The following is a 12,600-nucleotide window of genomic DNA, read 5'->3' on the forward strand; positions in this document are numbered from 1 at the left end:
TTGATGGTTTTGTTATTGGCTTGATTATTAAAGTAGCTCGCAAAGGTAGTTTAATACAAGAAACTAACTGTCATATCTTCAAGCCATTATTCTCCTTGTTTTGCTGCTTCTGCTCACGTATCTCCCTTACCTCCCCTGCAAACTTCCTTGCCACGGTATCGTGGAGCATCTGGTCTTTCAGCTCACCCGTGGGCATCATCTCATATCTGATACCCGTAATCTTGCTGATGGGTTTCATGCCGAGGTCCTGCCCCTCAAAAGTTGCACACACCGCATAGCCACCATCCATGCGTTTGTAGATGGATGCGCTGTCGAACTTTGCCGAGAGCGCAATGTCGTGCGGCTGTTGCCACTCTCGTTTAGCAGCATCTGCACTCTTGTCAAGTCCAACTTTCTTTTGGTTCTCCGTGAGAATGGGAGTTTCACCGAGGGCAATCTTCTGCTCGTCAATCTTCTCCAAAATCATCTTCGATGCCTTGTTCACATCTGCCATGACCGAAACGATGAACTTCGGCTCCTCTCTCAGGGCGTTAATCCATCCGTCCATATAAGCAGCGTTGTTGTTAAGGATACGCTTGTCGAAGCCTAAGGTATTGCCTACCATAGCAGCCGTGAGCTCGGCAACCAGTTCCTCCTTGGCATACTTCGCGTCACCGAACTTCGCGCCCTTGTCACGGTTCAGACGGTTGGCAGTGCCCGTGGAGTGCGTCATCTCATGGAGAGCGGAAGAGTAATACTCCATGCCGTCCTTGAAGATTTCCTCGGCATTCTTGCCGATGTTGAATTGTTCCTTCATTGGGATGATGACCATATCACGTGCCGGAGAATAGTAAGCCCCGTCCACGATACGGTCGTTCTGTACACGGCATATCCACTCCTGCCGCTCGAACATCCGGTCGAGGGCACGGTTCTCGTACATGCCCTGCGTGTCACGCAGTTGCGGGCCCTTGAAGCGGTCAACGATGGCATCGTACTTCTCCTTGTTCACCTCTTCCAGATTGGTCTGATCAACGTTGAAAACGGAGAAGGCCCGGAGGAACGGACGCACCTCGCACTTGTTTTGCTCGCTCCGGCTCATCTGCTTGTAGTCCGACTCGGCAACACGCTTGCCATGCTCGTTCTTGATATTGAGGTCCCAGTAGATGACAGGCATCGACTGTGCGCCTTTCTTGATACGGATGTTCTCCTTCTGCGCCTGCATGAAAGTCATATACACTGGCGTACGATATGCATTCATCGCCGTGTCCATCTGCAGGAAGAACGAGTTCGTTCCCGAGTAGTTGCGTCCGCTCAGGTTCTGCGGCATACCGAGCATCGTACCCTTGCCGTTCGTCCATCCCTGCCGCCAGTCGGAAGCCTTCATCGACTGCATACGCTCGATCATCAGCGAACAAAACTTGTCTATCGCCTTGTCTCCGCTGTTCTTATACTCAGTTCCTTTCTTTGACTTGGAATCCTTGTTTTCCATAGTTTCAGTGTAGTTGGTTAGATGAGGTTAGTAGCCCCTCAGTCCGATGGCATAGCCTTCGGACTGAGGGCTGGTAATGTTATGTGTCTTTCACGGTATCATAGAGGAAAGCCTACACAAGCGCTCCTGCAAACTCCTCGGCGAAATCGTTGCCTCCGTCATAGATACGGCTCTCGGTCTCTTCGAGGTAGAGCTCAGCGTTGTTGTCGTCGGGCTCTATACCGTGGTCGTCGCACCACTGGAGATAGGCCGTACCGTGCTTACTGCGGAGTGCGAGCTCGCACCACCCTATCTTTCCTTCCTGCTTGAGTTGAATGAGTTCTTCGATTGTATTGTTCTGCATAGTTGTAAGTGTTAATGGTTAATGGTTGAAATAGTTAATGGTTTGATATAACCATAATTGTTGAATTGAAGTAAGTAGTTAACTTCCTAAACTTAATTGCTGATAATCAAGGTGTAACGTCATGACATTAAAGTAACTTTAACGGCTGAACGACCGCTTTGCACTGACCTTTTCCCGCTGCATTTCCTTGATTTCGGTATTGAGATAGCGTGCTGCCAGCTGCTCCTTGGTAGCCGTCTTTTGCGTGAAGAGCGCCTGCTTGTCGTGCCATGAGAGCACGGCTTTGCTTGTCGTCCGGTCATCAGCGAGCTTTGCCGATACAGTCCAGTTGCCGTCGAAGTTCTTGGCGATACGCACGTCCTTGACACCCTCCTCCAACTTGAACTGGTTGTAGAAGGAAGCTAGATGCAGCTGCTCCCCGAAGTTCTTCTCCACGAGCTTGGAAGGCGTTGTCACACGGTCAAAGTAAGCGTTCAAGTCCTCCTTCGACATCGTGCGCGACATCTTCTGCTCGCCCACCTGCGTGTAGAGCTTGTACTTGCCCACGTCCTGTCGCTGCTCGTCATGCTCCTTATAGACCACCATCTTCTCGATGACGCGCCCGTCGGACAGCCTGTTGTCTGCCTTGTACTCCTCCGGCGTGACCTTCTTGGCCAGCTTGGTGGGATAATAGGTCTGCATGAGACTCTCCACATTAGTGGTTCTCTCTTGGTATGCCTTGACATCTTCCGGCTTCATGAGCTGCGGACGAAGCTGCTGACCGTCGAGACGTGCGGTGAAGTACCACTTGTTTGGGTCCTGGTTGCTTTGGAAGGCGTGGCCGTGGGAGACTTTCTCGCCGTTGACGGTCACCATCTGAGGCTCACGTGGCTTGTGAACTTTCTGGCCAGCGGACTGCTCCGTGGTTTTCTCTACAGCCTTATCTTCTTTCTTGGTCTCAGCCTTCACCTCGACCTTGTCAACCTTGGCTTCCTTCGCCTTGGTCTTCTTCTTTTCAGTTTTCTTTTCCATAGTATCGGTTTGAGTTTGGTTCTTGGTTTGTTGTGTGGTTTGATTTGTTGTCTGTTTCTTGCCCAGCTCCTGCATGTCAGCAATCGCCACGCGATTGCCAGCCCGGATGAGTTTTGGCAGGTAAACGTCCAGTGCATGATGAGGAAACTCAGCCATGAGCTCACCTTCTCCTTTGGCTTTCGGCTTCTGTGTCGGGATGTGCAGTGTGTCGGACACCTTTTGCGCGTCTTCATTCAGTGAGCGGTAGAAGTCACCGTTGCGCATAAGGATCAATGCATCGGGATGCTTGCTCTTGAGTCTCTGATACACGGCCAACGGTGTGTCGGTCTTATTTTTCACTTGCTTCTTGTCAGAAGGCTGCTCTTGCATTTTCTTTTCCATATTGGTAGCGAGTTTGTTAAACTGGTAGTTCTTGTTGGTCAGATGGTTCTTGGTATGTCCGAGGACGGCGAGCATGGTATTCGGATGACCCACAGCCTTGATGGCGGCACCTGCGGTATATCCGGTGTCCAGTACGTTGTCTATTACTATTGGTATGAACTGCTCCGGCACTTGTCTGTACAGATTGAGTTTCAGGTATATGCCTTCCGGCTTGAGGTCGTTCTTCTTTGCATAGTGCAGCGGCATGTGCGGCCGGCAGGAAAGGATGTCCCATGTCGGGATGCCCGTCCTTCGGGAAATCTCATTGGCGAGCGTCTTTGTGTAGATTGCCCTTCCGTGGTGATTTGGTATGGGCACCAGCACGCAGTTGCGTCCTGCCGCCATCTCCCTTATCCCGTCCGCCATCATCTCCGCTGCCTTGCAGATACTTGCATAGTCACCGTCCTTGAGTCCGTGCGCCAGCTGACGCACTTTCGGATATGGTGCTACGGAGGTAAACGTACATTCTTGTTTGTTTGACATGGTGGATGAAGTCTCATTGGTTTGTAGATGAATGGAATTAAGGAATGAGTATCAAAGTGAAAGACCTCTCTTCTTATCCTCTTTCTTGTCTGTCTTTTCCCTCTCGGTCAGCTGGACGCTCTCCTCGTGGCGCAGCCTGTCAACCACCTGCTTGTATTCCCAGCGGTTCTCGTCCGTCTGTACGTACCCCATGTATCCCTCATTGGCATCGTCATAGCGGATGGCTTGTTGTCGCTTCCACTCCTCCATATCTCCTTGCATCACCTTGAAGCCAACCGGTTCACGCAGGTCAATACCTACCGTCACTTTCTGGTCACCTACCTCAAGCTCCACCGGCTTGCCCGAAGCGAGAGCCTCCTTTTGGCCAATTCCGAGTCCGATGTCCTTGATTTTGTCAACTTCCTGAAGTTTTTCCTCAAAATTAACAGTTGCCACATCACGGTACATCAGAGCATTGGTATCCTTGTCCAACTGCACATACCGCATCTTGCGCTTGCCGTCCTCCTGAAACTCCTTCTGGATGACATCACCCTTGCGCACGCGCTCCAGTTCGGTGTCGTTCAGCTTCAAGTTGTTGTCAAGCTCACGATGTATCTGATACGTAAGCAGTTGCAATCGTCCGTCCTTGTCGTGTGCAAGCTGAATTTTCATCGGAATGGATACTGCCGAGTTGTCTCCCACGGGCACGTTGACACGCATCAGCGGCGAGAGCTCACCGCTCAGAATAGCGTCGCGCAAGTCCTTGGGCATACGCATGAGATCCTTGGGATAGATGCCAATTTTGGCAAATTTGTCGAATGGTACTGGTTCTGTTTTCATAGTTGATGGTTTGGTTATTCTACTGGTTTATACTAACTTTGTGGTGAAAATCCATGTCAAACTAAACATACTACTACCATGAAACACACCTTGAAGTGCGCTGTGGTTTTGATGCTATCGATGAATGTATTGGAATCACCGGCACAGTTTTACACTGCTGAGAAAGTCGGTCCGGCTGCCGACACGTTATCCATTTCCACGGACCCTTACGTCCGTGACGTACTTCACGAAACAAAGCCAAAGCCCGAGGCTGAGACAGAGACCAAGAAAAAGTCCGTCTTCAGACTGCCTTTGCCTTCGTTTCTGACCGCAAAGTTAGGAAACAAACTGCCAACTTCCAACAACGCCCAAAGAAAAGTGCAGGAAAAGAGCGAAAAAAGTTTTGGAAAATCATCCAGAAAAGTTGTAAAACAGCCTGTTTTGCCCTTCCTCAGCACCTCTGACAGCCTACTTCTAAACATCCTTGAAAAGCGGCTAACAATCTGTATGCCACTTGATTACTTAACCGTTACCTCGCCTTACGGCTACCGTCAGGATCCCTTTATCAAGTGCCGTACATTCCATGATGGCATAGATGCCATTGGTATAAACGGATTTACCTATAGCATGCTCCCGGGCAGGGTGACCGCCGTCCGTCATGGCAACACCGGCTACGGCAACTATGTCATCATCGATCATGGCAATCTCCGCTGCCTCTATGGTCACCTTGGTGAGATCTACGCCAAGGAGGGAACGATGGTACAGGCAGGGACAGTCGTAGGACTTGTCGGTTCTACAGGCCGTTCCACCGGTCCGCATCTCCATTTGCAACTTCAGCGGCTTGCGGTCAACAACAGCTGGACAAGTGTTGATCCACTGCCATTCATCCAAGCGCTGAATCAGCAAGTGGAGTCCTTCAACGAGCGACTTGCAGAAATCGCCGGCAAGGACTCTCATATATATAATAATGTAGAGACAGACGCGAAGGAGCTGACCATCGAGAACCTCTATGCCGCACTGAAGAAACACGGCATCAAATATCCGAAGATTGTCCTTGCCCAGGCCATACTTGAAACTGGACACTTCCGTTCCCGTGTCTGCAACGAATATAATAACCTCTTCGGGCTAAGGCACTCTAAGGGCTACTATAGCTTCAACCACTGGGAGGAGAGTGTCATCGCATATCGGGATAAGGTACAGTACAAGCATCGTAATGGAGAAGACTATTACGCATTTCTTAAACGAATAGGCTATTCTACCTCTAGAGACTACGTTCGAAAAGTCCGTGAGTTAGTATACCAGCTGTAATATATTATCTGCATGGTTCAACAATAACCTATGCTTTTACAGATATACATAAAAATATTATGCTAAATATTTGTGATTTAAAGGGAAATTTCGTAATTTTGAAAGAAAATTTAGACTTGGTTATTCAAGAAGCAAATTAGATATAAATTTAATAGATCAAAATTGATAGGGTATATTTGTTTAGAAGTATTTGGCTTACAAACGATAATAATAAGTTATCCACCCTAAAAATGTACTTAATATTAGAGTTCAATACATTTTAAATAATTAATATAAGTTATGGAGAAAAGACTTTTACTCATATTTGTAGCGTTGCTGACCGTAATCGGCAGTTTCGCGCAAGGCAAGTATGTCACTGTTGACGGCTTGAAGTACTTCTTGCGTTCAGATTCAAAGGAAGCCATTCTCTTTGCTAACTCTTACAGCGGAGACATCACGGTGCCTGAGAAAATTACGGATGAAGGCGTGGAATACACAGTCACTGCGTTTGCTGACGATTGCTTCAAAGAATGCGAATCATTGACAAGTGTTACCATCCCCTCGTCCGTGACATCGCTGGGTGACTATTGCTTTTTCTACTGTTCCAGTCTGACAAACATTACTATTCCCTCGTCCGTGACATCGCTGGGATCTAGTTGCTTTTCCGCGTGCAAAAGTCTGACAAGTATTACCATTCCATCGTCCGTGACATCGTTGAGCGAAAATTGCTTTCGCGACTGCAGAAGTCTGACAAGCATCACCATCCCCTCGTCCGTGACATCGCTTGGCGAAGCTTGCTTTTACGACTGCTACGGTCTGACAAGAATTACCATCCCCTCGTCTGTGACATCGCTGGGTGGAGGTTGCTTTTACAACTGCACCCGTCTGACAAGCATTACCATCCCCTCGTCCGTGACATCGCTGCCAAACCAATGCTTTAAAGGCTGCTGGGGTCTGATAAGCATTACCATCCCTGAGTCCGTGACATCACTGGGGTTAGATTGCTTTCGCGACTGCAGAAGTCTGACAAGCATTACCATCCCCTCGTCCGTGACATCGCTGGGGTTGGATTGCTTTTCCGGCTGCACAAATCTGACAAACATTACCTGTAAGAATCCGACCCCACCTTCTTTGGCATCAGATGCTTTTGATAATAATACGTGTTTAGTTAGTACGCTTTACGTTCCCGATGTGAATGCTTACAAGTCTGCGAAAGGTTGGAAGAATTTCAAATATATCAAAGAGATTACTTCCGGTGGTGACGACAAAACTGGAGAGCCATGCGCCATGCCGACCATCGGCTATGCTGACGGACATTTGAAGTTCACCGACACCACCGAGGGCGCGAAATACCACTGCACACTGACCTGCTCGGATGTTCAGAGCGACAAGCTCTATGAGGACGGTGATGTTAGCCTAGCCGCTTGTTACGACATTAGCGTCTATGCCACGGCCGACGGCTTTAAGCCCTCCGATAAGGCCACTGCCAAGCTCTATTGGGTGAAGGCTGACGGAAACCTTACGACCGACAACATCAACACTTCCAAGATGCGCGGCGTAGTAGTGACCTCTGATGGCGGCATTGTCGCCGTCAGCGGGCTCAGCGACGGCGAGAAGGTGGAGTTCTACACCACCGATGGGAAACTGATAGGCAGTCAAAAGACTGTCAGCGGTTCGGCCAGCATCGCTACGTCTGAACAAATTGTCATTTGCAAAGTAGGAAACTCTAGTATCAAAATAATAGTGAAGTAAATCTCAGACAGATTACTACCATTATTATAATCTGTTAAACATACATTAGCTATTATCCTAATTATAAGTGGTGATGGGCAGAATTTTCTGTTCTATCACCCCTTGTTTTCCCTTTCATCAGAACCAATCTATTCTTCAGTACCCCTTTTAATCTTAGCTATCATTATAATTAGATTCTAAGACATTTATTTCAAAAGTTACAAGAAAAGTGAAGAAATAGGACAATATACCCCATCGTTACCTCTCTGACAACCTATGGGAACTTCTTAAAGGTAACATCGTTTGTACGAATGTGCCTCTTTTTGAAGAAAATCGACTTTTTTCATCAAATTTGGCGACGAATCAGCAGTTTATACATGGCTACTGTTGCGGTTATGCGGAATAGTTCCTATCTTTGCAACAGAAAATCATACCGCAAGCACCCGACAGCTTGCAGGGCCAAGCTCCCTTGGAATACCGGCCTACCAAAAAGGAGCGCGTCTTATACTGTCACACGGAATTATCTTATGCCGCTACGAGGCGGACATAACAGAGGTGACCAAAACTCCATGACACGAGTTACCAACAACCAACCTTATGAACATACCATTCTTTAACATTGGAAAGTCTCCGGATAAGAGACGCAACAAGATTTTCGTCGTCGCCAACCAGAAAGGCGGTTGCGGCAAGACCACACTCGGCGTGCTTCTTGCCAACCAACTCGTCCTTAAACATCACTGCCGTCTCGTCGTGCTTGATGCCGACCCGCAGCGCAGTATCGTCAAGAAACATGAGCAGGACAGAGAGCGCTGGCCACAGCTCCAGCCCCTGTATCAGGTAGTCCCCTGCACCCAGCTCAGCAGCGAGAAGGATACCCTGAACCTTATCCGGGCCATGCGCAACGAGGACTTCGACTTCATCATCGACACTCCGGGCAGTCTTACCCTTCAGGGCCTGCTTCCACTGGTGTTCGAGGCCGATGCCATCATCACCCCCATCCAGTTGGAGAAGACCAGCATCAACGGCACGACCGGCTTCATTGACATGACAGCTATGGTTGCCAAGGAGAACGGCCTTGAAAAACTGCCACCGTTCTTCTTCGTACCCAACCAGTTCAACAAAAACTGGGGCCGCAAGGACGAGCTTGCCGAACAGCAGAAGTTCCTCGATCACTTCGCCAAGCTGGGCACCGTCCTTCCGAAGATACCCAACAGCGCCGAGATCCAGCGTTACAGCACGCTCTTCCTCACCGACAAGCAACACGAGATTATCGCCCCGTGCTACGACATGCTCTACGACAGCGTTTATAACGAAAAATCCAAATCCGCATGACTGAAGGCACATCTCAACCAATGGTTTTCGGGGATATTCACGAACTTCTCCGGAAAGTCAACGGTGAGAGCGAGCCAACATATATGTGGCAGAGTGACAAGCCCAAGGAAGAGGTAACACCGGAGGAGCTGCCGAAAGACCAAAAAGTGCAATCCTGCGAGCCAAGCCAAAAGCCGGAAGAGGAGCCTTCTCCCAGTGCAAGAGAAACCGATGATGACAAGCCATCCGAGAGTACGGGAAAAGCCCTTCCCCAAAAGGAACAGCGCAAGTCACGTCCGTCCAGGCATGTCAAGAAGAAAGAATCCAAGGAGGCTGAACGAACCGAGACAAAAGAGTCTCTGCCCAATGGGAACCGGACATCATTCTCAAAAGATGACATCCTCTCGCAGATACAAGCCTTCTCCTGTGATTCCGACACCGGACGACGGCACTGGGTGTTCCTGCCCGACGATGTGGTGACCACCCTTGAGGCAGTCTATGGCAGCCATCGCATCTCCGCCATCATCACAGCCCTTGCCAGGTCTTTCATAGATGCCAACAAGGATGATCTTCGTCGGCTCGTCACCCACCGCAGCGGCCTGTTTTGAGCAGGGCAGGCAAAAGAGATAATAAAACCGATTAAGAACCAAAAGAATGAACTGAACACTATGAATACAACCTTCCAACCTAAGACAAAACGAATATTCTGGACACCGGAGCATGACGACATACTTAAGGAACGCTTTCAATCAGAGTATCTCCACAAGATAGCCGCCCATTTGGGCTTCTCGCTTAGTTCTGTTGCCAAGCATGCCCGTGAGCTCGGTCTCCGCAAGGACAATCCGACTGGCCGCAACCGTGACGCACGCGCCTTCGTGGAGATGGAATACACCAATCTCAGCTATCAGGAGATGGCAGAGCGCACCGGACTGCACAGGTTCACCATCGTAAAGATAGCCCGTGAGCTCGGACTGTCGCGAACCCCGGAGCAGCTCCGCACCATCCGAAGCCGCCGCCGTAAGGAACTCATCCAGAAGGAGCGCCGCCGCATCATCTTCGGTCTCGACCAGCGAACAAACATAAAGGTAGTGAGCAACAACCAGAAGATCCGTCTTCGGGGTTCCCTCAAACGTCTCGGCTACATTCCTGCAACCGACGGCCATACCTTCTTCTACTATCCCGGTCTTCGCCGCCATCCCGTCAAAGAGGCCAACGGCAAGACACTTGGGTTCACTTTTCTGCCATTGCCGACAACGTGCGCGGAGGAAACGGAGAAATATTCAGCATCTCCGGCCGTGTCGGCCAATGAGCAGACTTTCAACTAAACCAATCAGATAACCAGTAATCAGACTACCGACTATGAAAACAACAGGAACGATCACGAAAGTCCTGCCCGTAAGGACAGGCACGTCAAAGAAGGGCAGCACATGGGCAGCCCAGCAGTATGTACTCACAACTGACGGTGACGGCGAGCTGCTCTTGGAAGTCTTCGGACAGAAAGAGATTGACGAGTACGCCATCGCCGAGGGCGAGAAACTGACGGTGACCTATGTCCCCAAAGTCCACGAGGCAGGCGACAAGGTGTTCGGCAAGAACAGCGTCAACGGCATCGAGCGCGAGGAGTCTCAACCTTTTGCAGAGTAGCTTATGGCTTTCACCAGTATAGTAATAGTTATTGTTGTGATTTATGTCTTTGGCTATTCGGGCATGATCGTCTATGACCTCTTCCTCAAGAAGGAGCCCGTGGAGTTCATGCCCAAGCCCAAGGACGTAGACATCGACATCTCCGACGAGGCAGGGCAGTTCAAGCCCATCGCCGTGGGCAAGGACGAGCCAAAGCATCAGCCTGCTACATCCCAGCGCCCAGCTGACCAAAAGCCGGATGAAGGCATAGCTGCCGCACAGTCCAATACGGACGGGCAGGTAGAAGAAAGCAGTGAGGAACAGAAGTCTGCTACCACATCAGCAGAGTCCTATTCGCCCTCAGCCATACCCTTCCAGTCTGACAATGACAATACAGAAGGTAAGCCATCCGATGACATTGAGCCCCTCCCCACTGACGCAGAGACCAAGAAACGCATCAATGAGTTAGTCAAGCTCAAACGCCGCGAGATACTGGCAGAGGAGATGACAGCCTTGACTGAAGCTTGGGATGATAATGAACCGAATAAAGAAGGTGCTGGGACAGAAAAGTCCACTCAAAACGTAGAAACTGATGAGCCAACAGAAGACAAAACAGCAGAAGTGAAGAAAGAACCATCCGATGCCGTTGAGCCATACGACCTTGAAGTCCGCTTCATTGGTCCTGAGCCTACTGTTTCCCCAGAAGTGTCGAATGCCAAAGGCGAAGAACTTTCCAAAGGAAAAAATCCTTCAAAGTCAGATTTCCAAGAGAAGACTTCTGCAAAGCCTGCACCTGCAAAGAAGCCAAGACCTCCCAAGCCACTTAAGCAGCCGGAGTTCCGCAGCGATGCTTACTTCGACATCCTAAAGGTTCAGATTGACGACTCCAAACAGCAGACAAAGCTGCAGGGAGCCCAGACAGCCGAGCAAGTCAGCAAGGAGGCTAAGCAAGTTTCTCTCGACGAAGCACAGATTACACTCAGACAAATCAACAATTTATGGGAAAAGAAAGAATCAGAGCGCGTTCTCGATGAGGACGAGCTCCAAGCGATAGAAAAATCTGAACGGTCGAACCGTGAGGCTCCGCCAGAATTCAATATTTAGGGTTAGTTTCTCAAAAGATGAATACGTTTTAGAATGTTATTTAGAGTGTTACTTTCCATTTAGTAAAGATTGATTGATAAGACAGCTTCGGGAAGAGGGCAGCGCCGTGAGGCAAGGGGATCAGACGGCCACGTGAGTGGCACTCACCCATCTTCCACCTTTCATGTGGTCTTTAAATTGTAACGTAATGAAATATCTTAACAAACTTATGTTACAAACCATTTCAACCAAAACCATCATGAACTCCTGCATGAGCGCATGCAAGAGAATCCCCGTGAAGCGTGTAGCCGCCTTCCTCGGAATGTTCCTTTTCTGTGCCGTCATGACCTTCGCCCAGAGCAAGGGAGCCGGCGGATTCCAGAAAGCCATCACCGAGGTGTCGAGCTACCAGACCCCCGTCAGTAACTTGATGAAGGCCATTGCGGCAGTCATCGCACTCGTCGGCGCATTCAGTATTTATTTCAAAATGCAGAATGGTGACCAGGACGTGAAAAAAGCCATCATGCTGACTATTGGCGGTTGTGTAGCTTTCCTTGCAATGAGCGAGGCTTTGCCATTGTTCTTCAAGTAGTTGCAAGCTACAGTAAAACAAGGAGTCCGACTTTCCGAATCATCGGAGTCGGACACCTTTTAACTCTGAAATCTCTATCAAAAACAATATATAATGTAAAATAATATCGCAATAAAACTACGAGATAATGGACATCAATTTCAACGGCATCCCGGTTTTCAAGGGACTCCAAAAGCCACTGGAGTTCATGGGCATCCGCGGCAGGTTCCTGACCTATGCCGCCGGAGCCATCGGCCTGAGCTTCCTCGGTTTCCTGCTGTCCTCCATCCTCTTCGGCAAGCTCGTCGGCTTCATCGTTATGGTCTGCCTCGCCGCAGTGGGAATCATCTCCATCTACGTCAAGCAACGCAGCGGACTGCACAGCAAGAAGCGGCACCACGGCATCTACTTCTTTTACAAAATGTATGATCGGTAGCCGCTAACATAAAGAAAATCGAAAACCAAAATCAG

General features: G+C 49.4%; 13 protein-coding genes. 9 read left to right on the forward strand and 4 right to left on the reverse strand.

Annotation, left to right across the window (positions count from 1 at the left end; genetic code table 11):
- Positions 1–70: 70 nt before the first annotated feature.
- From FYJ73_RS02840 to FYJ73_RS02855, 4 genes are all read right to left on the reverse strand, one after another.
- Entirely contained in the window at positions 71–1,468 is a 1,398-nt protein-coding gene (locus FYJ73_RS02840) for an ArdC family protein (protein WP_154533205.1), read from the reverse strand.
- A 112-nt stretch (positions 1,469–1,580) separates the two neighbouring features.
- On the reverse strand, positions 1,581–1,811 hold the full coding sequence (locus FYJ73_RS02845; protein WP_154533206.1) for a hypothetical protein: 231 nt from the start codon (positions 1,809–1,811) through the stop codon (positions 1,581–1,583).
- 138 nt (positions 1,812–1,949) lie between these two features.
- Positions 1,950–3,725, reverse strand: a complete 1,776-nt coding sequence (locus FYJ73_RS02850) for a phosphoribosyltransferase (protein WP_154533207.1) — start codon at positions 3,723–3,725, stop codon at positions 1,950–1,952.
- A 51-nt stretch (positions 3,726–3,776) separates the two neighbouring features.
- Positions 3,777–4,544, reverse strand: coding sequence for a DUF4099 domain-containing protein (locus FYJ73_RS02855; protein WP_154533208.1), 768 nt, complete (start codon positions 4,542–4,544; stop codon positions 3,777–3,779).
- A 78-nt stretch (positions 4,545–4,622) separates the two neighbouring features.
- Here FYJ73_RS02855 and FYJ73_RS02860 point away from each other — a divergent pair, with 78 nt between their 5' ends.
- The 9 genes from FYJ73_RS02860 (at position 4,623) to FYJ73_RS02900 (ending at position 12,565) form a co-directional block, all read left to right on the forward strand.
- Positions 4,623–5,831, forward strand: coding sequence for a peptidoglycan DD-metalloendopeptidase family protein (locus tag FYJ73_RS02860; protein ID WP_154533209.1), 1,209 nt, complete (start codon positions 4,623–4,625; stop codon positions 5,829–5,831).
- Between the two features lie 279 nt (positions 5,832–6,110).
- A complete protein-coding gene (locus tag FYJ73_RS02865) occupies positions 6,111–7,562 on the forward strand; it encodes a leucine-rich repeat domain-containing protein (RefSeq protein ID WP_154533210.1) in 1,452 nt (483 codons plus the stop codon).
- Positions 7,563–8,138: 576 nt separating this feature from the next.
- The gene (locus tag FYJ73_RS02870; protein ID WP_154533211.1) at positions 8,139–8,873 is read left to right on the forward strand and encodes a ParA family protein; all 735 of its coding nucleotides are present in this window, start codon (positions 8,139–8,141) and stop codon (positions 8,871–8,873) included.
- On the forward strand, positions 8,870–9,460 hold the full coding sequence (locus tag FYJ73_RS02875; RefSeq protein ID WP_154533212.1) for a hypothetical protein: 591 nt from the start codon (positions 8,870–8,872) through the stop codon (positions 9,458–9,460). The genes FYJ73_RS02870 and FYJ73_RS02875 overlap by 4 nt, the downstream gene beginning before the upstream one ends.
- 60 nt (positions 9,461–9,520) lie before the next feature.
- Positions 9,521–10,177 (forward strand): hypothetical protein, encoded by a 657-nt coding sequence (locus tag FYJ73_RS02880; protein ID WP_154533213.1) that lies wholly within the window; start codon positions 9,521–9,523, stop codon positions 10,175–10,177.
- 34 nt (positions 10,178–10,211) lie between these two features.
- Positions 10,212–10,496, forward strand: coding sequence for a DUF3127 domain-containing protein (locus tag FYJ73_RS02885; RefSeq protein ID WP_154533214.1), 285 nt, complete (start codon positions 10,212–10,214; stop codon positions 10,494–10,496).
- Between the two features lie 36 nt (positions 10,497–10,532).
- On the forward strand, positions 10,533–11,579 hold the full coding sequence (locus FYJ73_RS02890) for a hypothetical protein (protein ID WP_154533215.1): 1,047 nt from the start codon (positions 10,533–10,535) through the stop codon (positions 11,577–11,579).
- Positions 11,580–11,787: 208 nt separating this feature from the next.
- Positions 11,788–12,150: a DUF4134 domain-containing protein gene (locus FYJ73_RS02895; protein ID WP_154533216.1), complete on the forward strand. Its 363-nt coding sequence runs from the start codon at positions 11,788–11,790 to the stop codon at positions 12,148–12,150.
- 127 nt (positions 12,151–12,277) lie between these two features.
- A complete protein-coding gene (locus FYJ73_RS02900) occupies positions 12,278–12,565 on the forward strand; it encodes a DUF4133 domain-containing protein (protein ID WP_154533217.1) in 288 nt (95 codons plus the stop codon).
- Positions 12,566–12,600 lie beyond the last annotated feature (35 nt).

Source organism: Hallella mizrahii, from assembly GCF_009695775.1.
Taxonomy (GTDB): domain Bacteria; phylum Bacteroidota; class Bacteroidia; order Bacteroidales; family Bacteroidaceae; genus Prevotella; species Prevotella mizrahii.